This is a genomic window from Arthrobacter sp. 01L42, assembly GCF_056400005.1.
Genome location: NZ_JBFTSL010000009.1, coordinates 11,838 through 34,357, shown reverse-complemented (window position 1 = coordinate 34,357; position 22,520 = coordinate 11,838). Strand labels below are relative to the sequence as shown.

The following is a 22,520-nucleotide window of genomic DNA, read 5'->3' as shown; positions in this document are numbered from 1 at the left end:
GGCCTCGGCCAGGGGTGCGGGTGCGGCCCCGAGCGGTGTCAGGTAGCTGGCGAGGATGATCGCCAGGATCGCCGCCGGGTGGGCAGTAGTTGCGGGTGCAGGACTCATGTTTTCCATGGAACCGTGATTTCCCAATGGCGGGGAGTCACGGTCGTTCCGGGTAATGCCAGTGCCTCCCTCGTCGCATTGGCCGCGGGTAGCGTGGAGGCCATGACACACAGCGACGACGTGCGGAAGTTCCTGACCTCCCGCCGTGCCAGGATCACGCCGGAGGAGGCCGGCCTCCCGGTCTACGGCGGAAACCGCCGCGTTACCGGGCTGCGCCGCGAGGAAGTCGCGATGCTCGCCGGGATGAGCATCGATTACTACATACGCCTTGAGCGCGGAAACCTCTCCGGCGCCTCGGACAGCGTCCTTGAAGCCCTCTGCCGTGCACTGAAGCTTGACGACGCCGAGACGGCCCACCTTTTTGACCTGGCCCGCGCGGCCACGGCCGCTCCCCGGGTGCGGCGAAAGCGCAGCCCGCAGACGGTGCGGCCCAGCGTGCAACGCGTCATTGATGCGATCACGACGGCGCCGGCCTGGGTCCGCAACGACCGCGGGGATGTCCTTGCCGCCAACGAACTCGGCCGTGCACTCTACCTGGACATGATGGCTGAGCAGGTGACTCCGCCGAACAGTGCACGGTTCACCTTCCTGAACCCGAAAGCGCGGGAGTTCTTCGCCGATTGGGAACGCAGCGCGGACGACATCGTCGCGGTCCTGAGGTCCACCGCCGGGAAAAACCCCTACGACAGGGACCTCACGGACCTGATCGGAGAGCTTTCGACCCGCAGCGAGGAGTTCCGCACCCGGTGGGCGAGGCACGACGTGAAGTACCACCGCACCGGCCGCAAACGGCTCCACCACCCGATCGTGGGGGACCTGGACCTGAGCTTCGAGGCACTGGAACTGCCCGCGGACCCCGGACTGCGCATCAACGTCTACACGGCAGATCCCGGGACACCCTCCGAGGACGCCCTGAAAGTCCTCGCCAGCTGGGCCGCCACCCAGCGCGAAACGGCAGCGGCCGCAGTCAGGGAGAAGGAATGACCGATCGTTCCTCCACCGTGCTCATTGTGGGGGCCACCAGGTCAATGCCCGGGTCCGGTGACGATCTTCTTTCGTTCGGATTCGTGCGCGCCGCCCTTCTTTGCCAGTGTTGAGCACGCCTCCTCGATATCCCGGGCGAGCGTGTCGACGTGCTCGCGGCTCATCGTTTCCTTGACCAGCGCACGCATGATCGTCACGTCCTGGGCGTTCGGCGGCAGGGTGTAGGCCGGCACCATCCAGCCGCGTTCGGCCGAGAGCTGCCAGGCAATGTCGAACTCGTCGTAACCGGGGTCGCCGGCGAGCCGGAACGCAACCAGGGGAAGCTGCTCCTCGTCGGGGCCGATGATCTCGAACCGGCCCATGGCCTCCAACTTCTCGGCGAGGGCGCGGGCGTTGGTCTGCATGTTCTGCATGATGTAGGTGTAGCCGGCGCGGCCATAGCGCACGAAGTTGTAGTACTGGGCGAGAACCATCGACGAGCCGGTGGAGAAGTTCAGGGTGAACGTCGAGTCGGTCTTGCCGAGGTAGTTCTCCTCAAAAACAAGGTCCTTGGCCAGGTCGGCCTTCTCCCGGAAGATCAGCCAGCCGATGCCGGGATAGACCAGTCCGAACTTGTGCCCGGAGACATTGATCGAGTGGACCTGCTCGAGCCGGAAGTCCCACTCGGAGTCCGGGTACAGGAAGGGCCAGACAAACCCCCCACTGGCCCCGTCCACATGCAGCGGCACATCAAGGCCCCGCTCACCCTTAATCCGGACCAGCAGGTCGTTGATGCCGACGATGTCGTCTTTGTGCCCGGTGAACGTCGTGCCCAGCACGGCTGCGACGCCGATGGTGTTCTCATCGATATGGGCCTGCACGTCCTCCGGGCCGATCGTGTACTTCCCCGGCTGCAGGGGCACGATCCGCGGCTCGACGTCGAAGTAGCGGCAGAACTTCTCCCACACAACATGCACGTCGCCACCGAACACCAGGTTAGGGCTCGACGTCGATGCGCCGGCGGCCTCGCGGCGTTTGCGCCAGTTCCACTTCAGGGACAGGCCGCCGAGCATGATCGCCTCGGACGATCCCTGGGTCCGGGCGCCCGTCGTCTCGCCGGGAGCGTGGAAAAGGTCTGCGAGCATCCGAATGCAGCGCTGCTCGATTTCGGCCGTGCGGGGATATTCGGCGTGGTCGATGAAATTGCGGTGCAGGTTCGCTGCGATGATCTGCTGGGCCTGCGGCTCCATCCATGTCGTTACGAAGGTCGCCAGGTTGCGGGCCGGATCACCCTCCAGCGCCAGGTCCTCCGACACCAGCCGCAAAGCGTCCTCAGCAGGAATGCCGGTCTCCGGGAACTCCCGGCTCGGAACCTCCTGGGTGACAAATCGGTTGCCGAACAGTGCCACGTCGGCGTCCGCCGGCTGGGAATTTATTGACATCACTTCTCCTCAAGAGACTGTTGAAAGGGGGTTACGGATGAGCTCCACGGCTTGCAGGAGACGAGGCGTCGGTGGATTCTGGACTCAGCATCAGAACCGCGCCGGTGAGAAAGCACAGGCCTCCCACAAATGTGCCGAGATTGGACAGCTCGGCGTTCCAGACATCGCCGCTCGACGGTATGACAAACGCCGCGACAGCCGAGATGCCGAACGCAACGGAGCCGGCCACGTTGATCACGCCGATCTTCCACGTTCGAGTCCTGGGCCGGCCGGCAATGGCGCCGCGACCGGCATCCCGCAACGCCACCCCGCTTGAAACGAGGAAGGCGACTGACCCCAAAGCGTCGGGTCGCCACACTTGCTGCTCGGTCAGCGCCGCACTGAGATTGACCCGCATTGCGTTTGCCGTACTCCAGTTGAACCACAGCGTGCCGGCAAGTTGAACCGCGCCAGCAAGCCAGCCGAGATTCCGTGGCGCCCATACCCAAAACGAATGGCGCCGCGTGGCACCCACGGCCGGGAGCGCGTCAACGGCTTCGCGGTACTGCAGGAACGCCGCACAGGTGAAGAACAGCGAACCGACGAAGAACGTGGCTGCACACAAGCGCAATCCCACGGCCTCGGCGTATAGCGGCACCGCTCCCAGGGCGAACAGACTCGAGCCAATGATGAACAACCAGGCGGTCCACCGGTCCCGTACGGTCAAACGGCCCGCGCTCGAGATCTCAGTCATTGTCGGCCCTCGAGGCAGCCCGATGGTGGACCTTGCCGCCAGCGTCAGACGCCACGGGCCCTTTCGGGCCCGGGACCGGGACCGGGAGCACGTTGGAGATCACGAAGGCCACCGCCACAGCCACCACCACCTGCGGTGTTACCGCCACACCGTCCACTCCCAGCAGCAGCGTGGCCAGCAGGGTCGACGTCAACGGCAGCCGCAGCATGGCTGCGCACATGGCTCCCATGCCCATGCCGAGTCCTGCCGCGAGATTCATTCCGGGCAACCCGCTCGCGACAACACCGAGCGCCGCACCGATGAACATCGAAGGGAACACGGGCCCACCACGAAAAGCGCTCAGGGAGAGCCCGTAAGCCAAGGCCTTACAAACGATCAGCAGGAGGAGCGCCGCAAGCGAGTAGTCCGTGGCGTGTTCGACCAGATCCGGAAGGGCGTCCTGCCCCGAAAACAAGACCTGCGTGAAGCTGTTCCCAGAGATCAACTGGTAGGTCATTGCGGCAAGACCGATCAGCAGGCCGAGCCCGGAGGTCACCAACATCCGGTTCAGGTGCACGAGCGGACGAAGCGAGAGCCCGACCCAGCGGATCAACCATCCCAACAGCGCGCCGACGACGCCCATGATCACCGCCCAGCCCAGCGTCGCCAGGGTCGGCGGCACAGCAGGCGGCACGACGGGCAGCGCCAGCGAGAAGCTGCCCAGCCCGGTCCAGCCGTCCAGGCCGACGAACACCAGCGCCCCGACGCCGGACGCGAGCAGTCCGGGCAGGGCCATCAGGCTCAGCGTCATTCCCCCGATCCCGGCGGCCTCCATGATCAGGAATGCACCGAGCACGGGGGATCCGAGCAGGGTACTGATCGCTGCGAAGCTGCCAGCCGACGCCATGATCGTCAGGGCCATCGGCGGAGCGTCCTTCTTCGCCAGGTGCACCGCCAACGCCCCGAGGCCGCCACCGATCGCGATCAGCGGACCCTCCGGCCCGAGCACCGCACCCAGGCTGAGCGTGGTCAGCGCCGCGAGAATAATGCCCACGAGCTCCCGGCCGCTGGGCGGACCGCCGCCCGTCTTGAAGCCGAAAGCCGGTGAGTGGCCCCCGGTTCCCGGCAGATACCGGATGGTCGACGCCGTCAACAGTCCACACAGCACCAACCACGGAACCGGCCACCAGGCAGGAGCGGGACCCCCGAGGACTTGTTCCGGCAGGCCCACGAAGACGTACTGCTGGACAACCGCGACCAAAGCGAGAAAGCCGTACGCAATGACCGAGATGGGAACGCCCAAGACCGCAGCCAGCACGAGCGCAGAGATGTACGCCCTGGAACGAATGACGACGGCCGGATCGAAACTGGGCGGCGATGCGGCAGGCTCGCTCATTCCCGGCAACCCGGCGCGACTGTGACGATCCGGGTGACCCCGAATGTCTTTCTTCCAGGTCGGGGCGGCGTGCCCGGCCGGCAACACCGCGGGTCACCGATGATCAACGAGCAGAACATCATCCCTCCTCCTTCCGCCAGACGGCGGGAGCCTTTAGCGAGGTCTCACAAGCGATAGAGGTGGTCCTTCAGATGTTCTCCAAGCTAAACCCTTCCAAGGGGGCAGTCGTCACCCAATGCGGGTGAAAGAGAACCAAAGCGTTGCGGTCACACCCCGGGTGCCCCCGCTCCGTCCGGGCGTGACCATGGCGTGACCGGGCGCTCCTGCCGGACGCCGTCCACCGTGATGTCCACTCGCTCATTGAAGAAACTGACAAGTCCGTGGATCTGCGCGGCGTCGAGGAGCCGCCGGTCATAGCTCCACGCGACGTTCCTGCCCTGCTCGGAACCAGGGTAGCTCCAGTAGCTCGCCTGGCCCTTGTACGGGCAAATGGTCCGTTTGGGGCTCTCTTCCATCAGATCCAGCCGCACATCCGACGGCGGAATGTAGTAGCGCACCGGCAGCATGGTTTCGTAGAGCAGCTGCGCGCCGTTCGTCGTGGCGAGCGTTACGCCGTCGAGCCCTACCTCAACGGTGAGCGAGGACGCCCGGATGTCCACACGGTGGAACGGATCACGTGGGTGGCCGATGATCTCCTCGTCGTCCTCGAGCCAGCCGAAAGCGTTGAAATCCAGCACCACGTAGGCGGCGAGGTCGGGGTCCGCCGGCCGGAAGGCAGCTCGGGGCAGCCTCGCATGGGGAGTGACGACGTCGAGCTCCTCACCGGCCGCCGTGTGCCTGCCGAACGCCGTGCGCGGATCCAGTGCCCGAGGCCCCTCCCGGCTCACTCGGAAGCCGTTTTCCGGGACGTCTCCCGCCTGCTGCCCCGGCGGCGCCAGTTCGGCCCGGAGGTCGCCTTCGGAAACAGCGTAGACGGGGGTGATGCGTTTGGGCTCCCACACCAAGAGCGCACCCAGAGTGTCGACGACGGCACGACCGCCCACCATGGCACGGACCCTTTTCGCGGTGGGCTGGTAACGCAAATCGGGGAACGTGCTGAAGAGGACGTCAGATATCTTCGTGGCCATGACTACAGGGTGGGCGTCCGTTATCCCGCCGTCAACGACTGACCCGGCCACCCGCCGGCCGGCAGGCGGTCAGCGGGGGACGTGAAGGCCGTGGAACGCCATGGTGATGACGTCGTCGGCCAGCTTCTCCGGGGACAGCGAGCCGCCCGGCTTGTACCACTCGACGATCGAGTTGATGGTGCCGAATAGCAGCCGGGTGACGGTGCGGGGGTCAATGTCCTGGCGGAGCGAGCCCTCATCCCGGGCCTCGGAAATCAATGCGGCGACCTTGTGGTCGAAGGTGCGGCGTCGTTCCAACGCATCCCGCTCGATCTCCGTGTTCCCGCGCAGGCGCAGCAGCAGCGTCACGAAGGGCAGCCGCTCCACCAGCACCGAGATGGTCTGGCGGACCACGAACTCCAGCCGGGCATCGGCCGAACCGGAGGTTGCCCCGGGCTGGTCCAGGATCGCCTCGAGCCCGCCCAGGGCGTGGTCCAGGGCGAGCTTCAGCAGGTCGCCCTTGGACGGGACGTGGTGGTAGATCGCGGACTTGGAGATGCCCAGGTTCTCAGCAAGGATACCCATCGAGGTGGCATCGTAGCCGTGGCGGTTGAAGACGTCGACGGCGATGACCAGCACCGACTGCTGGTCATAGCCGGGGCGGCCGCGCTTGGTGGTGGTTGCTGTGCTGGGCATAGTGGCTAGTTTCTCACGATCTGGTGCTCACTCAGCCCTTGGGGCGCATGTCGTAGATCCGGCGCAGCTTGCCGTTGGACCGCTCCAGCGAGCCGGGGTCGACGACGTCGACGGTGCAGGAGGAGCCGACGTGGATCTTGATCTGCTGCTGCAGGACCTTAGCGGCGGCCGTGGCGCCCTCGACGGTGACGGTGTCGCGGCGCTCGATCTTGACGGTCAGCTGGTCCATGCGCAGTCCCTCGGGCCGGGTCAGCTCCAGCTGGAAGTGCGGGCTGAGCTCGGGGATGCGCAGGGCGATCTCCTCGATCTGGGACGGGAACAGGTTCACCCCGCGCAGGATGATCATGTCGTCGCTGCGGCCGGTGATGCGGCCCATGCGGCGGTGTGCCGGCCGTGCGGTGCCGGGCAGGAGCCGCGTGAGGTCCTTGGTGCGGTACCGGATGATCGGCAGCGCCTCCTTGGTGAGCGAGGTGAACACCAGCTCGCCCGGTTCGCCGTCGCCCAGCACTACGGTGGGGTCAAAGGCGTCGATGATTTCGGGCCGGAAGTGGTCCTCCCAGATGTGGCTGCCGTCCTGCGTTTCCACGGCTTCGCCGGCGACGCCCGGGCCCATGACCTCGGAGAGGCCGTAGATGTCGCAGGCCTTGAGGTTCATGGTGGTCTCAAGCTCGTGCCGCATTTCCTCGGTCCACGGCTCGGCGCCCAGGACCGCGTACTTCAGCGACGTGGAGGCCGGGTCGATGCCCTGCTTGATCATGGCGTCGGCGATGGTCAGCAGGTAGGTGGGGGTGGCCAGGATGGCATCGGGCTTGAAGTCCTGGATGAGGGTGATCTGGCGCTCGGTCTGGCCGCCGGAGATCGGGATGACGGTGCAGCCGAGGGCCTCGGCGCCGGCGTGGGCGCCCATGCCGCCGGTGAACAGGCCATAGCCGTAAGCGTTGTGCACCTTCATGCCGGGCCGGACGCCGGAGGCGCGCAGCGAGCGGGCTACAAGCTTGGCCCAGTCGGCGAGGTCCTTCTTCGTGTAGCCCACCACGGTGGCGCGGCCCGTGGTGCCGGAGCTGGCATGGATCCGCGCTACCTCGTTCTGCGGCACGGCGAACATGCCGAAGGGGTACTCGAGGCGGAGGTCCTCCTTGGTGGTGAAGGGGAACTTGCCGAGGTCGGAGAGTTCACGCAAGTCCGACGGGTGGACGCCGGCCTCGTCGAACTTACGCTTGTACAAGGGGACGCGGTCATAGGCGTAGGCCACCGTGTGCTGCAGGCGGCTGAGCTGGAGCGCCTCGAGCTCGTCGCGGGAGATGGTCTCCTCGCGGTCCAGGACAGCGTCGGTAGTGGCGGCGGCAGTTTCTTGGGTCATCAGTGGTTCCCTGTTTCTATTTCTTGGAGATGGTGCGGCTGCGGCCGCGGAACTCGGCGATGAGTTCCCACGTAGGGGCGTCGGTAGCGGTATCGGTGGGGAGCTGGCCCGGAAGGGTTGCTGCGGGGGCCGCGCCGGCCGGTGCCGGCTGCGGTGTTCCGGGCGTGCCCGCGCCTGGGTCGGCGGCGTAGATCTGGATGTCGTACAGCCCGCTGCGTCCGGTGCTGGCGCGGCGGTTCGCGACGGCGGTCAGCACCTGTCCGCGGAAGGCGGGCTTCAGGAAGTTGATGTCGACGCCGGCAGCAACCGTGATGTTGCCGCTGTCGATCCCGGCTTCGCCGGGTTTCGGGCTGGCCGGGTTGCAGGCGAGGGCGAAGGCGGTGTCGCCGAAGGCGAAGATCATTCCGCCGTGGGCCATGCCGAAGCCGTTGAGCATTTCCTGCCGGAGCGTCATGCGGATCGTGGCATGCCCGTCGTCCAACGCCAGGACTTCGATGCCCATCCATTCCGAGGCGTAGTCGTCTTTCAGGATGGGGTGGGTGGCCCCGGAAACCGTCAGTTCAGCCATGCGTCGTTGCCTCCAGCTTTATTTACCGAATGTTCATTAGGTAATCCCATGTGGGTGCCCGCTGTCAAGGGGTGTAAGTATGCTGGGACACATGGCCAAAGGAATTTACGTCAGCGCGACCACCCCGGGCTCCGGCAAGTCCCTCATAGCGCTGGGGCTGGCGGACACCCTCCACCGGCACGCGGACCGGATCGGATTCTTCAAGCCTGTGGTTCACGGCAACGACGCCGCGGCGGACCCGATGGTGGCGCTGATGAAGGCCCGGTTCGATCTTGATGACCAGCGCTGCCGCGGCGGCCTGACGTTTGCCGAGGTCCGCGGGCTGCTGGCCGAGGGCAACAGGGCCGAGATCGACGCCCGCTGCGTGGAGATCTTCGCCGAAATGTCCCGCCACTGCGACGTGGTGATTGTGGAGGGGACGGACCTCACCGGCCAGGATGCCGCCGTCGAATTCGACCTCAACGCTCGCCTCGCGAACAACCTGGCCGCCTCGATCGTCGCCGTGGTGGGCGCGAAGGGGCGGACCGTCGCGGAGGCTGCCGACGCCGTCGAGGTTGCCCGCAAGGAACTGGCGGCGGAACACTGCAGCCTCCTGGCCATCATGGTGAACCGGGCCGACCCGGAGGACGTGGACGGGATCGTCGCCGCCGTGAAGCCCGGCGCGTCCGGCCGCCCCGTCTACGTCTTCCCCGAGCTGGAGGACATCGCACGGCCCACCACCGGGGAGGTGGCCTCGGCCCTTGGGATCCGCCAGGTGGCCGGCCGGCAGGACATGGAACGCGACGTCCATTCCATCAAGGTGGCGGCGATGAACGTGGCCAACTTCCTGCACGTGCTCGACGACGGCGCCCTCGTGATCGTCCCGGGTGACCGTGCGGACGTGATGGTCGCGTGCCTCGCGTCGTCGTTCTCGCCGGAGTTTCCGGTGCCGTCGGCGCTCATCCTCACCGGCGGCCTGGCCCCGGACCCCAACATCTACTCGCTGCTGGCGCAGGCGCCATTCCCCGTGTTCGCGGCCCCGGATGATACCTACACCACCGCCAAACGGGTGTCCGAGGTCCGCAGCGAGATCTGGTCGGGGCACCGCCGCAAGGTGGCCTCGGCCGTGGGGCTGTGGGCTAAGCGCGTGGATGAGGCCGAGCTGGTGGAGCGGCTGCACCTGCCGCGGCTGGAGCGGATGACGCCGCTGCGGTTCCTGCACGACCTCATTGAGCGGGCCCGGCTGCAGCGCCGGCACATTGTCCTGCCCGAGGGGAACGACGTGCGGATCCTGCGGGCCGCCGAAATTCTGCACCGGCGGGACGTCTGCGACCTCACGATCCTGGGCAATGAGTCGGCGGTCCGGGAGCTGGCGTCCACCCAGGGCATCGACCTCTCCGGCATGAGCATCGTGGACCCCGCGACGTCGGAGCTGCGCCAGCAGTTTGCCCAGAAGTACGCGGAGCTGCGGGCGCACAAGGGCGTGGACCTGGCCCGGGCGCTGGAAGTCATGCTCGACGGCAGCTACTTCGGCACCATGATGGTGCAGCTCGGTGTGGTGGACGGTATGGTGTCCGGCGCCGCGCACACCACGGCCCACACCATCCGGCCCGCGCTGGAGTTCGTCAAGACGCGGGACGGCGTAAAAATCGTCTCCTCGGTGTTCCTGATGCTGATGCCGGACCGGGTGCTGGTCTACGGCGACTGCGCGGTCAACCCTGACCCGAACGCGGAGCAGCTGGCGGATATCGCGCTGGCCTCAGCCGAGACCGCAGCCCAGTTCGGCGTGGAGCCCCGGGTGGCCATGCTGTCCTACTCCACCGGCGGATCCGGGACCGGGGAAGCAGTGGACAAAGTCCGGCAGGCCACCGAAGTCGTGAAGGACCGCCGCCCGGATCTCGCCGTTGAAGGCCCCATCCAGTACGACGCCGCCGTCGACGCCGCCATCGCCGCGTCCAAGATGCCCGGCTCGTCCGTGGCAGGGCAGGCAACCGTGTTCATCTTCCCGGACCTCAACACCGGCAACAACACCTACAAGGCGGTGCAGCAGTCCTCGGGTGCGGTCGCCGTCGGGCCGGTCCTGCAGGGGCTCCGGAAGCCGGTTAACGACCTCTCCCGCGGGTGCACGGTGGAGGACATCGTGAACACGGTGGCCATCACCGCCGTGCAGGCGCAGTCCGTGGAGCCCGCTACCGAGCCGGAACCTGCGGCTGCCCGCGCATAGTCAGCTGTTCCGGCTCGGCTGTTTTCCAGGTCAGCTGTTTTCCGGCTTCGCCGGACTTTCGGGGTCTTCCTCCTTGGCAGGCTCATCGGCCAGGCCCGCCGGCGTGAGATCCAGGTCCTCCAGATTCTCGGGGGCCTCGGGCGCTTCGCCGACCTCGGCGGCCTTGGGGTTTCCTGTGTCGTCCAGGGCCGGGTTCGCGCCGACGACGCCGGTGGGATCCGGTTTACCGGAACCGCTGGCGGGTTCGGTGCCCGCTAGTTCGGTGCTCTCCGGCTGGGTCGCGTCGTCAGTCATGGAAATCCCCTTCGTGAGTTGTCCAGTTGGTCCGCCGACTCTAGGCGCCCGGCCCGGCTTTCGCAACGGATGGGCGCCACTGGCGTTCCGGCAATTTGGTCCGGCAATTTATAGTGGATCCCACGGAGCGCTCGGCCAGGCTCCGGCGTGATGCCAGTCCCGGCGCACCCTCGGGTAGCGTCGAAGCCAAGGCTTAGGAGGCCCCATGCTCGTGCTAGTCATCAACTCCGGCTCGTCTTCGCTCAAGTATCAGGTGCGCGACGTCGAGGCCGGCAGCGTGCTCACCGAAGGCCTGGTCGAGAAGATCGGCATGGGTGCCGGCGGTGAGGGCGACGGCCAGATCGAGGGCCCGCGCGACCACGCCGAGGCGCTGGAGCAGGTGGACGCCGCCATCCACGACGCCTTGGGGGACCGCGTACTGGATGCCGTCGGCCACCGCGTGGTGCACGGCGGGGAGCGCTTCGCCGAGCCGGTGCTGGTCAACAACGAGATCGCCCGGGCCATTGAGCGGCTGAACCCGCTTGCCCCGCTGCACAACCCCGCCAACGTCCTCGGCATCCGCGCGATCTCGAAGAAGTGGCCCGAACTGCCGCAGGTGGCCGTGTTCGACACCGCCTTCCACCGCACCCTGCCCGAGCACGCCTGGCGCTATGCGGTGCCGGACGAGCTCTACACGAACCACGGGATCCGCCGCTACGGCTTCCACGGCACCTCGCACGAATACGTTGCGCACCGGGCGGCGGCGCTGCTGGATGTTCCGGTCGAGGAGTTCGACGCCGTGATCGCCCACCTGGGGAACGGCGCCTCGGTCACCGCGATCCGCGGCGGCCAGTCAATCGACACGTCCATGGGATTCACGCCCCTCGAGGGTCTCGTCATGGGCACCCGCTCCGGCGACCTCGATCCGTCCATCCTGGTCTTCCTCGGCCGGAACGGATGGTCACCCGAGGACCTGGATTCGATGCTGAACCGGCAGTCCGGGCTCAAAGGCCTGGCCGGCAACAACGACATGCGCTCCGTGGTGGAGGCCGCGGAAGCCGGCGATGCCAAGGCGGCCATGGCCCTGGCGGTCGCGTCCTACCGGCTCGCGAAGTACATCGGCGGCTACCACGTGGCCGTAGGCGGCGCGAAGGCCCTTGTGTTCACGGCCGGAATCGGCGAGAACTCGCACCAGTTCCGGAACCTGGTGGCGCAGCGGCTCGGTGCCCTCGGCGTCGAACTCGACGCCGGGCTGAACCGGGAACGGTCCAGGGAACCCCGCGTCATTTCCACCCCGACGTCGGCCCTGCCGGTCCTTGTGGTCCCCACTGACGAGGAACGGGCGATCGCGGAGGCAACGGCCGCCGCCGTCGCGCAGGCATCCGTTGCTCCGTAGCCGCCCCAACTAGCTCGCAGCAGGGGCCGTTTTGAGCGCTCAAAACGGCCTCAACTGCGAGTCAGTTGGGTGAGCGGTAGCGTTGGGGACATGAATGAACCCAAGCCACTGCCTCCGCTGCCCATCCGCACCGAGCGGCTGGTGCTGCGGCGTTTTGCAGCCGCCGACCTCGATGCGTTCCATGCTTACCACTCGCTCCCGGAAACCGCCCGGTTCCTGCCCCGCGAGGCCAAGAGCTACACCCAGTCGATGGAAACGGTGGGACGGTACGCCAACTTCGAGTTCGAGAAGGAGGGCGACTGGGTTGCCCTGGCCATTGAGGCCCAGGATTCGCCCGGCCTCCTCGGCGAGGTGGTGCTGAAGTGGCTGGAGGGGTGCGGGCAGGCCGAGATCGGCTGGAGCCTGGCCCCGGAGGCGCGGGGACGGGGCATCGCGAGCGAGGCCGCCCGGGCACTGCTGAAGCTCGGCTTTGAGGACCTGGGCTTCCACCGCATCGACGCCAAGCTCGATGCCCTGAACACAGCTTCGGCGGCGCTTTGTGAACGGCTCGGCATGCGCCTGGAATCACGGCAGGTGGACAAATGGCATTACAAGGGCGAATGGGCCACGGAAGTGGTGTACGCCATGCTCGCGGACGAGTGGAAGGACCGGCAACAGGTATCCGGCGGCTGACGGCGCCGGGAAGCCCCAATCTGACGGGACGCCGACCGAACGGGACACCGGTCTGACGCAGATGGCCGGAATGAAGTCCTCATTCCGGCCATCTGCGTCCATTCGAACCCGATTCGGGTTCCCGCCTTAGGGTGCCGGCGGCGCGGTGGATACCGGCGCCGGTGAGACCGTGCCCGGTGCGGAAGCCGCGGGTTGCGTCAGTTGCTGCCCTGCCGGCTCCGTGGCACCGGAGCCCGGGGCGGGACCGGACGACGTCGTACCGTCACTCGGCGCCGCGACTCCCGTGGCTCCCGCGGGTCCCGGGGCCGGGGCCTGCGTGCTGCCGGGGGTGGTTTCGGCAGTGGCTCCCGACGTCGTACCGGGCGTGGCAGCGGTACCGGCACCAGGCGTAGCGCCGGAGGTTGCGCCGGGCGTGGCGCCAGGAGTGGCGCCCGGAGTCGGCGCTGTGCCGGCGGACCCGGCCGGGGTGGCGCTCGGATCGGCCTTGATGACCGCCATGATCTGTTCCTTGTACGCGCTGAGCCGGCCCTGGATCTCCGAGAGCGGCTGGTTCCGCAGGTCCTTGCCGTAGGCGGCGATCTCCTGCCACAGCTCGTTGAGCCTGGTCATGCCGTCGCCGCTCAGGGGCCCATCCAGGGTCAGGACAAGTTGGCTGGCCAGGGCGTAGGTCAGGCACCGGACGCAGTTGTAGTTCGCCGACGCCGAGAGATTTTCCGGAACGATCACATCGGTCTGTCCCACGATCAGGACCACCTGGAAGCCCACCGCCACGGCGGCGCAGTCCGCGCAGCTGGCAAAGGCGTACGCCTCATTCCTGGTGTCCACGGTGTCACCGTCCTCGGCCCAGACCAGGGCGAAGGCGACGTCGTAGACCACGGAACCGTCAGTCGTGTTGACCGCGAGCGACTGGTTGCCGTCGTCCTCCGGAGCGGCCGGCTTGTCGAAGGGGAAGACCCAGGAAGGGGCAGCCGGCGCCGCCTCGGGGCCGGCCGTGCTGGCCGTGCCGGACTGCCGGGGCACCAGGACCATGCTCAGCTGCGGGTCCTCGCGTGTGGGCCGCCGGGCGCCCTCCGGCCACAAGGCAACGGTCGTTCCCGACTGGCCCTCGGTCATCCGGGACGTGGCGGAGGCCGGGAAGACGGCGGTGGTGGCGTCGGCCAGGGTGCCGCGCTCGTAGGGCTGGACCGGGCGGTACGTGTCAGCTCCCGGCCACCAGGCCCAGGCGAGGCCCGCCGCCACCGCTGCGATCGCAACGATGGCGGTGGCACGCTGGAGGGCCTTTCCGCGGGTCTTGCGCCACAGGCCGGTGGCCAGCTGGCGGACCAGGCGCAACAGGATGTAGAAGATACCCAGCGCCGGCAGCGCCAGGCAGGCGATCGCGATCACCCGCACGGCGGCGTCGGCGAGGTCCCCAGTGGCGACGCTGTGGGAAAGCATGGCCTGCTGCTTCAGGCCGTTGTCCCAGGCGGTGCCCAGGACGCGCGGCAGGGTGAGCACCATGGTGGCCATGCTGAAGAGCAGCAGGGGGACCGTGACCAGCACCCAGATGGTGACCACGGCCCGCGCCCAGGGCTTCAGGAGCCCGGCTTCGGGATCTGTCTTCCGCCACGGCACCAGGGCCAGCAGCGTGGGCTTGATGCGCTGGAACAGGTCCGGGACACCGGTAGCGTCGGCCAGGATATGGTAGCCGTCGAAGCGGACCAGCGGCATCAGCTGCCGGACCATCTGCAGGATCTGGGTGACCACCACCAGCAGCAGCGCATCGAAGCCGGTGGCCCACCAGATACCCATGATCGTGACGGCCACGATGGCGTTGAAGTACAGTCCGCCGAGGTCCGTGCGCAGCCGGCCGCCGCGCCCCAGCCGGTAGGAATCCGTGACGTCGGTATAGAAGGCCGGCCACATCAGATACAGACCGGTCCCCATGGCGCCGGGGGTGGCCCCGCCGCGGCGGGCGGCGGCGGCGTGGCCGAACTCATGGAAACCGGCCGAGAGCACCGTGACCACCAGGATCAGAAGCACCAGGCCGGGGTTGGCGAAGGCCTCATGCGTTGCCGATGCCAGACCCTTGACCATCAGCACCCACCAGCACGTGGCCAGGAAGGCCGCGGTCACGGCCACCACGATCAAGGGGTTGAACAGCGTGGCGAACGGCGCGGTGATCTTCCGGGTGCGGTCCGGATCGGTCACCGAGTACCGGAAGCGCATACCCAGCAGCGGGTTCGATTTCTTTACCGCGGGCTCGGAGCCGTCCGCCAGCTGCAGGAGGCCGAGGGGGAGCAGCTGGGAAGTGATCAGGGTGCGGACGTTCTCGGCACTGACGAGCCGTCCGAAACTGTCACTGGCGTGCCCGGCGATTTCTTCCAGGCCCCGCTCGCCGTCGATCGCCTCGAGCACCAGGTACAGCAGTCGGGTGAGCTGGATGGTCTGGCCGTCGGAACGGCGCACGAGGGACGGGGCTTCCTTGTAACCGGACCCCTTCGCCTCGCCGATCAGCTGGACGCCGGCGGCCCGCACCGGAACCGGGTGCAGGCCGACCGCCGCGGACGCCGCCGGGCCGGCAGCGTCGCCGCGTGCACCGGCTCCGGAGTCGGTGCCGGAGCCGGGCGATGTGGCGGCGGATGTGGCGCCGCCGGTGGCAGGCAGGGCCGGAGGGCCGTCCTGCCCGGACGGCCCTCCGTGCACAGTGCTCATCTAGGTGCTACTGCTTCAGGTCGGACTGCTGGTCAGCAGACGCCGTAGCGTCACCATGGATGTCCTGGTTGATGATGGCATCCTGCTGGGCGACGGCGAACGCGTTGCTGTCGATGGAGCCGATGTTGGCGCCGACGGCAGCGTCGATCGGCGCGGCCACGTTGGCGTTGGCGGCCACCGCACCGTTGATCGGTGCTGCGATGCCAGCGTTGGCGTCCAGGTTCACATCGACGTTGAGCAGGTTGCCGTTGAGGGCACCCGCGGCGCCGGCAGCGGCTCCCACGTCAGTCGGCAGCGCACCGCCCAGGTCCGGGGCCGTGCCATCCGGCAAGACGCCGGTGGCATCGGCGGGTACCGTGCCGGCGGGTACAGCGCCGCCGAGATCGGCCGTGGCGGCAGGCGTGGCCGGATCGGTGGGGGCAGGCGCTGCGGCAGAACCTGCTGTGGTCCCGGCATCCGTACCGGTTCCCTGGTCGATCATACTGTCCTGGGTGGAGTCGGCCGTGGCATCGCCCGTGACGCCCTGGTTGATAATGGTGCCCTGGTCGGCGAGGGCCTGGGACTCAGACCCGAAAGAGAGCACGTTTGCCGAGGCAGCCGCATCAATCGGCGCGGCAACGTTGGCGTTGGCCGCGATGCCGAGGTCGATCGGCGCCGCGGCGCTGATCCCCAGGTTCAGGTCGGCGTTCAGGTCCAGGACGGAGGCGACTTCCTTGTCCGGGAGAGCCGTGCCGCCCTGCGCCATCAGCTCATCATCAGTCAACGGGGTCATTCCCTGCTCAACGCTCATAACAAACTCCATCTCCGGCACCCTGTGCCCGGTCAAAGCCCTACGACGCCCCGCCCCCAGCGGACGGGTTCCACGTCGAAGTGCCCATCATGCCAGTAAATAGTAAGCATGATGACCAAATATCGGTAGCGGGCTCCCGGATTATTGCCGGAAAGTCTGCTGACCGGCCGGAAAACGCATCGATTGCTCCGTAACTGCCCTCATGGAGGTCCAAAAGGGCGCCTACGGAGCAACCGATGGAGTGCTTACTTCAGTCCGGCTCCGGGCAGCAGTTCGGTGGCGCCGAGGGAATCGGCGACGAACGCGTAGTCCCAGGCCCGTTCGCGCCACTGCACGTACCGGCCCGACGCGCCGCCGTGGCCGCCTTCCATCTCGATTTTCAGGACGACGGGTTCGCTGCCGGTGTTCACCTCGCGCAGCCGCTGGACCCATTTGGCGGGCTCCACGTACAGCACCCGCGTGTCATTAAACGAGGTGACCGCGGCGATCTTCGGGTACGCCACGGCACGGACATTCTCGTAGGGCGTGTACGACTTCATGTACGCGTACACGTCCGGGTCGGTGATCGGGTTGCCCCATTCCTCCCACTCCAGCGCCGAGAGCGGCAGGTCGGGGTCCAGGATGGTGGTCAATGCGTCCACGAACGGGACGGCGGCAACGATCGCCGCGTACTTTTCCGGCGCCAGGTTGGCGACCGCGCCCATGAGCAGGCCGCCGGCGGAGCCGCCCATCGCCGCGATCCGTGCCGGGTCCACCCAGCCGGAACCGGCGAGCCAGTCCGTGGCCGCAATGAAGTCGGTGAACGTGTTTTTCTTGTGCAGCTTCTTGCCGTCGTCGTACCAGTGCCGGCCCAGCTCGCCGCCGCCCCGGATGTGGGCGATCACAAACACGATGCCCCGGTCCAGCAGGGACAACCGGGGGATCCCGAAGCCCGGATCCATGCTCATTTCGTAGGAGCCGTAGCCGTACACCAGGCCGGCCGCCGTCGAATCCTGCCGGACGGAGGCATGGCGGAGGACCGAGAGCGGAATCCGGGTCCCGTCGGACGCCACCGCCCATTCCCGGGTGGCGACGTAGTCCGACGGCGTGTAGCCGCCCAGCACCGGGCTCTCCTTGCGCAGCAGGAGTTCACCGGCCGGGAGCTCCGGGGTGGGCAGTACAAAGTCGTAGACCCGCGACGGGGTGAAGTAGGAGGTGTAGCCCATCCGGATGACGGGCGCCTCGTAGTCGGAGCCCGCGACGCCGGCGGTATACAGCTCTTCGGCGAACGCAGGTTCCACGGCGGCGCCCTGCTCCGGGGTGCCCAGTCCTGCCAGGGGCAGGACCTGGACCCGTTCAATGGTGTCCTTGCGCACGGAGACCACCGCGTGGGTCGACGTGACGCCGGCGCCGTTGACCCGGACCTGGTCGGAATGGGCGACGACGGTATCCCAGTGCTGCTCGGCGAGCGGCTTTGCGAGCTCGGCCGGGTCCACCAGCGAGACCATGGAATTGATGGCGTCCTTGTTGTGCGTGAGCAGGATCCGCTCCCGGCCCCGGCCGGCGGCGTCCGCCAGCAGGAACGGCTCGGCCTCGTAGAGGATGCGCTCGTCGCGGGAGATCACGGTGCGCAGGCCGGCGTCGGGGTCATCAAAGCGCAGCAGGCGGGTCTCGCTGAACTCGGAGCAGCCGATGCTGAGCACCAGGTGCCGCCGGTCGGCAGAGAGCTCGAAGCCGAGCCACATGGCGACGTCGTCCTCCTGGTAGATGACCGTGTCCTCGCCGACGGGTGTGCCGAGCACGTGGGACTTGACCTGGTACGGCCGCCACGAATCGTCCACCACGGTATAGAAGATCCGGCTGCCGTCGGGGGAGAAGGAGATGCCGTAGAAGACGTTCTCGATCACATCCGGCAGCAAGTCGCCGGTGCGGAGGTCCTTGATGCGCAGGGTGAAGCGCTCGTCGCCGGCGTTGTCCACGGCGTAGGCGTAGAGGGTGCCGTCGATGGTCGTGGCGGCCCCGCCCACGGCGAAGAACGGCTTGCCCTCGGCCTCGAGGTTGCCATCGAGGAGGACCTCCTCGCCGGGGATGACGACGCCGGCCTCCACGGCCGGGGGAGTCCAGTCCGCGACGCGGTCCCCGGTGTCCTGGCCGCGCACGCGGCAGTGGATGCCGTACTCCTTGCCCTCGACCGAACGGGTGAAATACCACCAGCCGTCCTTGCGGTTCGGGACGGAAAGGTCAGTTTCCTGGGTGCGGCCCTTGATTTCCTGGAAGATTGCCTCGCGCAGCGGCTCCTGGTGCGCGGTCACGGACTCCTGGTAGGAGTTTTCAGCCTTGAGCAGGTCCACGACCTCTGCGGACTCCTTGTCCCGGAGCCACTCGTAGTTGTCCTCGAACGCGTCGCCGTGATGGGTGCGCACCGAGGGAACTTTCCGGGCGACGGGAGGCTGCGGGGACGGCTGGGCGGGAGTCTGGGTCATGGACCCAATCTACCGAAGAGCGGCGCCTCAATTGCCGTTCTGCAGATTGTTGGCCGCCACGTAGCCGGCGAGCGTTCCCGAGCGCAGTGCGGCGGAGAGCGCTGCGGTCGCGGCAGGGTCCTTCAGGACAATCGACTGGCCGTCCCGGCTGGTCCCGGTGCCGGCGGTCGGCAGGGTGAAGAACACTCCACGTCCCGGCGGCGTGCCCCGCAGGCCGAAGGCGAGGTTTTCCAGCGACTCCAGGGTGAAGCTTGCGTCCAGGGTCACGTGCGGCAGCACCGTCTTGATGAGTTTGCGGACGGTGCCGCGGTCCGCCAGGCCGCCTTCGGAAGCCAACTTGGCCATCATGGCTTTCAAGAACGTCTGCTGGTTCCGGACCCGCTGGTAATCGCCATCGGCGAAGGCATGGCGCTCGCGGACGAAGGCCAGGGCCTGCAGCCCGTTGAGGTGGTTCACGCCCGCCGGGAAGTGGACCTTGTCATCTGCGGTGGCGGTGAATGACTGTTTGATGTTGAGGTCGACGCCGCCGAGCGCGTCTGTCATGGCCGCGAACCCTTGGAAATCCAGCATCACCGTGTGGTCGATGTGCGCACCCAGCAGCGCCTCCACCGTCCGCGTCATCAGCGGCAGTCCGCCCAGTTCCAGCGCGGCATTCACCTTCGCGGTTCCGTGGCCGGGGATGTCCACCCAAAGATCGCGCATGATCGAGATGCCGTAGACGCTCTTCCGGTCCGCCGGGAGGTGGATCAGCACAAGAGCGTCGCCGCGCTGGTCGGAGGTGGTGCCGCGGGCCGCCGCCGCCCGCTCATTCACCCGGCTGTCGCTCCCGATCAGCAGGATGTTGAGGGCGACGGCGGGTGGTTCCGGGGTGGGCGTGGGGCTGGGCGTGGGGCTGGCCGCCGTCGCCGTCGCGGTCGCGGTCGCGGCCGCCGGGGCGGCGGCGGGTGCCGTGGCTCCGGCCGGGCCGGTGCCCCCGGGCCGGGGCCCGGTGAAAACGTACGCCGCGACCGCAACGGCCACCGCGGCGGCGACCGCGAGCAGCGCCCCCAGCAGCAGCATCGTCCGGCGGCGGCCGCTTGCCGCGGCGGGCGGGGGAGGGGGCGGGGACGCCGCGGAAGCCGCTGCTGCTGGCTCCGGAACGTTCCCCATAGGCGGACGCTACCACTGCGGAAGGCCCCGGACCATGGGTCCAAGGGCCTCCCGCCGGTTCACTTGGCTGGACTCAGTTGCCGTTCTCGAACTTGTTGGCCGCGACGTACTCGCCCAGGGTGCCGGAGGCCATTGCCCCGGAGATTTTCTGGATGGCGTCCGGGTCGGTCAGCACGATCGACTGGCCGTCCGCGGACGTTCCGACGCCGTTGGTCGGCAGCGTGAACATGACGGTGTTCTGTGCCCGGATGTCCTTGAGCTCAAACGCCAGCCCGGCCACGGCGCCCGAGTCCAGGGTCTTGTCCACGGTGACGAACGGCGACACGGCGCCCACCATGTTGTTGATGGTGATCGGGTTGCTTAGGGTCTGGCCGGCGGTGGACTTCTTGATGATGGCCCGCAGGAACTCCTGCTGGTTGCGGACCCGCTGGTAGTCGCCGTCCGCGTAGGCGTGCCGTTCGCGGACGAAGGCCAGGGCTTCGGTTCCGTTGAAGGTGTGCTGGCCCGGGGCGAAGGACTGGCCCTTCAAATCGTTCGACGTAAACGGCAGTTTGGTGTTCACGGTCACCCCGCCGAGCGCGTCGGTGAGCCCCTTGAAACCCTCGAAGTCGATCATGGCCACGTGGTCGATGCGCTGCTGGAAGATCGACTCAATAGTCTGCACCATCAGTGGCGTGCCTCCCAGGGCCAGCGCCGAATTGATCTTCGCCTCGCCGTGCCCTGGGATGTCCACCCAGAGGTCGCGCATGATTGACATGGTGTAGATGTTCTTGCGGTCTGCGGGAATGTGCATGAGCATCAGCGTGTCCGCGCGCTGGTCCGTGGCCGCGCCGCCCGCGGCGTCAGACTCGGCGGCGCCACGGCTGTCGCTGCCCATCACCAGGATGTTCATCGACGTGTCCGACTTCTTCGGACGCGTGGACTCCTCAGGGAAGGCCTGGTCAATCTTGCTGCTGCCGGAATCGAACGTGTGGGCGAGGTTGAAGAGGTAGCCGCCGGCCACCACCGCGACGAGAGCCACCACCACGGCGACGGCGATCAGCACGTTGCGGCCCCGGCGTTTCTTCACGGGGCGCCGCTCCCTGAATTCTGCCCGCGGGGTGTCGTCTGGGCTGTCGAAGGGGTGTGTCATGTGTTCCTCAAAGTCGGCCGGACCGGGTGTCCGGATGCCATCTTGACCAGTGCCAGGTGCCGAAAGGGCGCCGTGGAGGCCTTCAATACAGTACACCGGGCCCGTCTATCAACACTTCCGGTCGAACAAAGCGCAGATAACGCGACGTTTCCCGGATATGAAGCCTACTGTTGCCTGCGTCACATTCCCTGCCTAGGCTGGGGGCGGTCGCAGCGTGGCGGCCAAAGCGGTCGCAGCGTCGCGGCCAAGCGGTAAAGCACGAACAGGGGAATCGTTTTGAACCACAAACTCCGGGTTCTTGTCAGGCTCGACCTCGATTGCGGTCAGGCAGAAGTAGCAGCACAGGGACATGTGACGGCGAGGAGCCTCCAGGCCCTTTATGTGGTGGTCAAACGGGCAAACCACCTGAAAGAAGGACTCCACCTGGTGCTGGATGTCAGCCACGCCGTGGTGGAGCCGGCGGCCCTCGAACAGCTGCGGGAGTGCTCGGCCTCGCACCACCTGCCGGCCGCCATCGATCCGCTTCAGTCAGAATGCCAGCTCAGCATCGTGGCGCCGGCAGAAACGACGGCGGCTCCCTGGGCCCGGAGCATGGCGGCGTAACCGTTATCCACTTATGAACATCCGGCGGCGGACGGCCGCGCGGCCTTAGCTGTAGTGCCGGGCGAAACGCAGGATCGTCAGCAGGGCTGGCGCCAGCTCGTCCTCCATCTGCCGGTACATGTCCTCGCCGCGGCGGTACGGATCCACAACGTCGTTTTCTGACGCATCCTCGGCAAGGGCCAGGTGCCGCACGGCGGCAGCCCTGACGGGCAACCCGCGCCAGAAGGCTGCGAGGTCCGCCGCCGGATCCGGATTGCTGTCCTGCGCGGCTGTGTCCTGCGTTGTTCTGTCCTGCGCTTCTCTGGCCCGCTCGGTGGCGTCCCGTTGTTCCAGGACCTTCAGCATGCGCGCGAACTCGCGGATGGTGAACGTGCGCCGGAGCAGGGAGGCATCCATTTGCAGCACTTCGCCGCGGTGCCGTGCGGCCATGGTCAGCACCAGGTCAGTGTCACGCAGGATCTGCGGAGTCAGCTGCCGGGCAGCAAAGCCTTCCGCTGTTCCGCCATAATTCCGGATGATGTCCGCTGAGCTGGGCTGGACGGCCTCGCCCACCATGGCCCGAGTGCCAGCGCTCTCCACGCGGAACGCGCCGGGCTTCACTTGGTTGAGCCCCGCCCGGAGCAGGCGCTCTGCGACAGGGGAGCGGCAGATGTTGCCGGTGCAGACGGTGAGGATCCGAATAGGTGGGGACGATTCCAAAGTTTCTAGTTTCCGTTCCGGGGATTCATGGTTTCGGACGTACGGAGGCGTAGTGTCCGAGCCTATCTTCCCCGGGCGCGGGCTGGGTGTTTCCAC

19 protein-coding genes are annotated in these 22,520 nt (G+C 67.4%); 5 read left to right on the top strand and 14 right to left on the bottom strand.

Annotated elements, in window-relative coordinates; all coding sequences use genetic code 11:
- Window positions 1–210 precede the first annotated feature (210 nt).
- Window positions 211–1,092, top strand: a complete 882-nt coding sequence (locus AC1DN2_RS09835; RefSeq protein WP_476850185.1) for a helix-turn-helix transcriptional regulator — start codon at window positions 211–213, stop codon at window positions 1,090–1,092.
- 41 nt (window positions 1,093–1,133) lie between these two features.
- Here the strand turns inward: AC1DN2_RS09835 and gad are convergent, their stop codons facing one another.
- The 7 genes from gad to AC1DN2_RS09800 form a co-directional block, all read right to left on the bottom strand.
- Window positions 1,134–2,513, bottom strand: coding sequence for a glutamate decarboxylase (gene gad / locus AC1DN2_RS09830; protein ID WP_476850184.1), 1,380 nt, complete (start codon window positions 2,511–2,513; stop codon window positions 1,134–1,136).
- A 31-nt stretch (window positions 2,514–2,544) separates the two neighbouring features.
- Window positions 2,545–3,246 carry a hypothetical protein gene (locus AC1DN2_RS09825; protein ID WP_476850183.1) on the bottom strand — a complete coding sequence of 234 codons (702 nt, stop codon included), beginning with the start codon at window positions 3,244–3,246 and terminating at the stop codon, window positions 2,545–2,547.
- Window positions 3,239–4,621: a chloride channel protein gene (locus tag AC1DN2_RS09820; protein WP_476850182.1), complete on the bottom strand. Its 1,383-nt coding sequence runs from the start codon at window positions 4,619–4,621 to the stop codon at window positions 3,239–3,241. The genes AC1DN2_RS09825 and AC1DN2_RS09820 overlap by 8 nt, the downstream gene beginning before the upstream one ends.
- 266 nt (window positions 4,622–4,887) lie before the next feature.
- Complete coding sequence (locus AC1DN2_RS09815) at window positions 4,888–5,748, bottom strand: DUF427 domain-containing protein (protein WP_476850181.1); 861 nt, start codon at window positions 5,746–5,748, stop codon at window positions 4,888–4,890.
- Between the two features lie 69 nt (window positions 5,749–5,817).
- Entirely contained in the window at window positions 5,818–6,423 is a 606-nt protein-coding gene (locus AC1DN2_RS09810) for a TetR/AcrR family transcriptional regulator (RefSeq protein ID WP_028276376.1), read from the bottom strand.
- A gap of 31 nt (window positions 6,424–6,454) precedes the next feature.
- A complete protein-coding gene (gene paaK, locus AC1DN2_RS09805) occupies window positions 6,455–7,783 on the bottom strand; it encodes a phenylacetate--CoA ligase PaaK (protein ID WP_476850180.1) in 1,329 nt (442 codons plus the stop codon).
- 16 nt (window positions 7,784–7,799) lie between these two features.
- Entirely contained in the window at window positions 7,800–8,351 is a 552-nt protein-coding gene (locus AC1DN2_RS09800; RefSeq protein WP_476850179.1) for a hotdog fold thioesterase, read from the bottom strand.
- Window positions 8,352–8,442: 91 nt separating this feature from the next.
- Here AC1DN2_RS09800 and pta point away from each other — a divergent pair, with 91 nt between their 5' ends.
- Window positions 8,443–10,554, top strand: a complete 2,112-nt coding sequence (pta, locus tag AC1DN2_RS09795; RefSeq protein ID WP_223913676.1) for a phosphate acetyltransferase — start codon at window positions 8,443–8,445, stop codon at window positions 10,552–10,554.
- Between the two features lie 30 nt (window positions 10,555–10,584).
- On the opposite strand, the gene AC1DN2_RS09790 is transcribed toward pta, so the two are convergent.
- Window positions 10,585–10,848 carry a hypothetical protein gene (locus AC1DN2_RS09790; protein ID WP_476850178.1) on the bottom strand — a complete coding sequence of 88 codons (264 nt, stop codon included), beginning with the start codon at window positions 10,846–10,848 and terminating at the stop codon, window positions 10,585–10,587.
- Window positions 10,849–11,053: 205 nt separating this feature from the next.
- Between AC1DN2_RS09790 and AC1DN2_RS09785 the strand changes: the two genes are divergently transcribed.
- A complete protein-coding gene (locus tag AC1DN2_RS09785; RefSeq protein WP_476850177.1) occupies window positions 11,054–12,223 on the top strand; it encodes an acetate kinase in 1,170 nt (389 codons plus the stop codon).
- 90 nt (window positions 12,224–12,313) lie between these two features.
- Window positions 12,314–12,895, top strand: coding sequence for a GNAT family N-acetyltransferase (locus AC1DN2_RS09780; protein ID WP_476850176.1), 582 nt, complete (start codon window positions 12,314–12,316; stop codon window positions 12,893–12,895).
- 126 nt (window positions 12,896–13,021) lie between these two features.
- Here the strand turns inward: AC1DN2_RS09780 and AC1DN2_RS09775 are convergent, their stop codons facing one another.
- The 5 genes from AC1DN2_RS09775 to AC1DN2_RS09755 all read right to left on the bottom strand — a co-directional run bounded on the left by AC1DN2_RS09775 (window position 13,022) and on the right by AC1DN2_RS09755 (window position 21,122).
- The gene (locus AC1DN2_RS09775; RefSeq protein ID WP_476850175.1) at window positions 13,022–15,589 is read right to left on the bottom strand and encodes a hypothetical protein; all 2,568 of its coding nucleotides are present in this window, start codon (window positions 15,587–15,589) and stop codon (window positions 13,022–13,024) included.
- 7 nt (window positions 15,590–15,596) lie between these two features.
- On the bottom strand, window positions 15,597–16,379 hold the full coding sequence (locus AC1DN2_RS09770) for a peptidoglycan-binding protein (RefSeq protein WP_476850174.1): 783 nt from the start codon (window positions 16,377–16,379) through the stop codon (window positions 15,597–15,599).
- Window positions 16,380–16,624: 245 nt separating this feature from the next.
- The gene (locus AC1DN2_RS09765) at window positions 16,625–18,841 is read right to left on the bottom strand and encodes a S9 family peptidase (protein WP_476850173.1); all 2,217 of its coding nucleotides are present in this window, start codon (window positions 18,839–18,841) and stop codon (window positions 16,625–16,627) included.
- A 27-nt stretch (window positions 18,842–18,868) separates the two neighbouring features.
- Window positions 18,869–19,990, bottom strand: a complete 1,122-nt coding sequence (locus AC1DN2_RS09760) for an LCP family protein (protein ID WP_476850172.1) — start codon at window positions 19,988–19,990, stop codon at window positions 18,869–18,871.
- A gap of 73 nt (window positions 19,991–20,063) precedes the next feature.
- On the bottom strand, window positions 20,064–21,122 hold the full coding sequence (locus tag AC1DN2_RS09755; protein ID WP_476850171.1) for an LCP family protein: 1,059 nt from the start codon (window positions 21,120–21,122) through the stop codon (window positions 20,064–20,066).
- 276 nt (window positions 21,123–21,398) lie between these two features.
- On the opposite strand from AC1DN2_RS09755, the gene AC1DN2_RS09750 reads away from it, so the two are divergent.
- Entirely contained in the window at window positions 21,399–21,725 is a 327-nt protein-coding gene (locus AC1DN2_RS09750) for a hypothetical protein (protein WP_476850170.1), read from the top strand.
- A gap of 45 nt (window positions 21,726–21,770) precedes the next feature.
- Here the strand turns inward: AC1DN2_RS09750 and AC1DN2_RS09745 are convergent, their stop codons facing one another.
- Window positions 21,771–22,424 (bottom strand): arsenate reductase/protein-tyrosine-phosphatase family protein, encoded by a 654-nt coding sequence (locus AC1DN2_RS09745; protein ID WP_476850169.1) that lies wholly within the window; start codon window positions 22,422–22,424, stop codon window positions 21,771–21,773.
- Window positions 22,425–22,520 lie beyond the last annotated feature (96 nt).

Coding starts and splice junctions, on each gene's coding strand:
- AC1DN2_RS09835 (WP_476850185.1), top strand. CDS start 211: ATGACACACAGCGACGACGTGCGGAAGTTCCTGACCTCCCGCCGTGCC.
- gad (WP_476850184.1), bottom strand. CDS start 2,513: ATGTCAATAAATTCCCAGCCGGCGGACGCCGACGTGGCACTGTTCGGC.
- AC1DN2_RS09825 (WP_476850183.1), bottom strand. CDS start 3,246: ATGACTGAGATCTCGAGCGCGGGCCGTTTGACCGTACGGGACCGGTGG.
- AC1DN2_RS09820 (WP_476850182.1), bottom strand. CDS start 4,621: ATGAGCGAGCCTGCCGCATCGCCGCCCAGTTTCGATCCGGCCGTCGTC.
- AC1DN2_RS09815 (WP_476850181.1), bottom strand. CDS start 5,748: ATGGCCACGAAGATATCTGACGTCCTCTTCAGCACGTTCCCCGATTTG.
- AC1DN2_RS09810 (WP_028276376.1), bottom strand. CDS start 6,423: ATGCCCAGCACAGCAACCACCACCAAGCGCGGCCGCCCCGGCTATGAC.
- paaK (WP_476850180.1), bottom strand. CDS start 7,783: ATGACCCAAGAAACTGCCGCCGCCACTACCGACGCTGTCCTGGACCGC.
- AC1DN2_RS09800 (WP_476850179.1), bottom strand. CDS start 8,351: ATGGCTGAACTGACGGTTTCCGGGGCCACCCACCCCATCCTGAAAGAC.
- pta (WP_223913676.1), top strand. CDS start 8,443: ATGGCCAAAGGAATTTACGTCAGCGCGACCACCCCGGGCTCCGGCAAG.
- AC1DN2_RS09790 (WP_476850178.1), bottom strand. CDS start 10,848: ATGACTGACGACGCGACCCAGCCGGAGAGCACCGAACTAGCGGGCACC.
- AC1DN2_RS09785 (WP_476850177.1), top strand. CDS start 11,054: ATGCTCGTGCTAGTCATCAACTCCGGCTCGTCTTCGCTCAAGTATCAG.
- AC1DN2_RS09780 (WP_476850176.1), top strand. CDS start 12,314: ATGAATGAACCCAAGCCACTGCCTCCGCTGCCCATCCGCACCGAGCGG.
- AC1DN2_RS09775 (WP_476850175.1), bottom strand. CDS start 15,589: ATGAGCACTGTGCACGGAGGGCCGTCCGGGCAGGACGGCCCTCCGGCC.
- AC1DN2_RS09770 (WP_476850174.1), bottom strand. CDS start 16,379: ATGAGCGTTGAGCAGGGAATGACCCCGTTGACTGATGATGAGCTGATG.
- AC1DN2_RS09765 (WP_476850173.1), bottom strand. CDS start 18,841: ATGACCCAGACTCCCGCCCAGCCGTCCCCGCAGCCTCCCGTCGCCCGG.
- AC1DN2_RS09760 (WP_476850172.1), bottom strand. CDS start 19,990: ATGGGGAACGTTCCGGAGCCAGCAGCAGCGGCTTCCGCGGCGTCCCCG.
- AC1DN2_RS09755 (WP_476850171.1), bottom strand. CDS start 21,122: ATGACACACCCCTTCGACAGCCCAGACGACACCCCGCGGGCAGAATTC.